Annotated in this window: 2 protein-coding genes; both read right to left on the bottom strand. The window is 65.1% G+C overall.

The window, feature by feature from the left end; genetic code table 11:
• Positions 1-332 (bottom strand): ATP-binding cassette domain-containing protein (locus AC22G6_RS21870; RefSeq protein WP_487368513.1); only part of this gene is annotated, 332 nt, incomplete at its 3' end.
• An 11-nt stretch (positions 333-343) separates the two neighbouring features.
• A partial coding sequence (locus AC22G6_RS21865; RefSeq protein ID WP_487368514.1) for an ABC transporter ATP-binding protein C-terminal domain-containing protein occupies positions 344-427 on the bottom strand: 84 nt, incomplete at its 5' end.

Genomic DNA, 427 nt, shown 5'->3' with positions numbered 1-427 from the left:
TCCACCGTCATCTCGCCGAAGAGCTCGCGCTTCTCGGGCACCAGGTTCATGCCGCGCGCGACCATGCGCTCGACTTCGGGCACCGACTCGATGCTGCCGTCGAACTGCACCTGCCCCCTGGAGCCGAGCACGCCCATGATGGCCGACAGCATCGTGGTCTTGCCCGCGCCGTTGGGGCCGATCACGGTCACGATCTGGCCTTCGCCCACCACCAGGTTGGCGTTGGAGAGCGCCTCGACCTTGCCGTAGGACACGCACAGGTCCTGGATCTCGAGCACCTTGTTCTTCGGGGTGTTGGCGGCGCTTGCCGCGTCGTTCGGTGTGTTTGCCATGTTGGTTTCCATCACTCCACCCCACCGAGATAGGCTTCCAGCACCGCGGGGTCTTTCTGCACGTCTTCGGGCAGGCCTTCGGCGATCTTCTCGCC

The organism is Parazoarcus sp. PS-13 R2A (assembly GCF_057621855.1).
This window is presented reverse-complemented; position numbering and strand designations above follow the sequence as displayed.